Origin of the sequence: Thermoflavimicrobium daqui (genome assembly GCF_003313465.1) — a bacterium.
GTDB classification, from domain to species: Bacteria; Bacillota; Bacilli; order Thermoactinomycetales; family Thermoactinomycetaceae; genus Thermoflavimicrobium; species Thermoflavimicrobium daqui.
The window spans coordinates 1-357 of sequence record NZ_KZ845679.1 but is presented as its reverse complement, the minus strand read 5'-3'; the positions used below and the strand labels follow the sequence as shown (position 1 = coordinate 357).

Annotated in this window: 1 tRNA gene; it reads right to left on the bottom strand. The window is 33.9% G+C overall.

The annotated features are described in order from the left end of the window. Nucleotides 1–268: 268 nt before the first annotated feature. Nucleotides 269–345, bottom strand: a tRNA-Pro gene (locus tag DL897_RS16800). Between the last annotated feature and the right edge of the window lie 12 nt (nt 346–357).

Below are 357 nucleotides of genomic sequence, written 5' to 3'. Positions count from 1 at the left end.
TGCGATTTATTTAAAACTTTGAATTAACAGGTACGTTTTGTCTTGTTTAGTTTTCAAAGATCATTACTGCTTGTTGAAGCAGCTTTATTATCTTACCACTCAGCTTCTTTTATGTCAACAACTTTTTCAAGTTGTTTTCGAAGCTTTTTCTTGTTGTCTGCTGTTCATCAGCGACGAATAATAATATACCATGTTATCTCTCTATAAATCAAGTACTTTTTTAAAAAGAGTAAAAATAAAATCAGTATATTATTTCTAGTGTTTAGAATGGTCGGGAAGACAGGATTCGAACCTGCGACCCCATGGTCCCAAACCATGTGCTCTACCAAGCTGAGCTACTTCCCGATTTTCAAATAA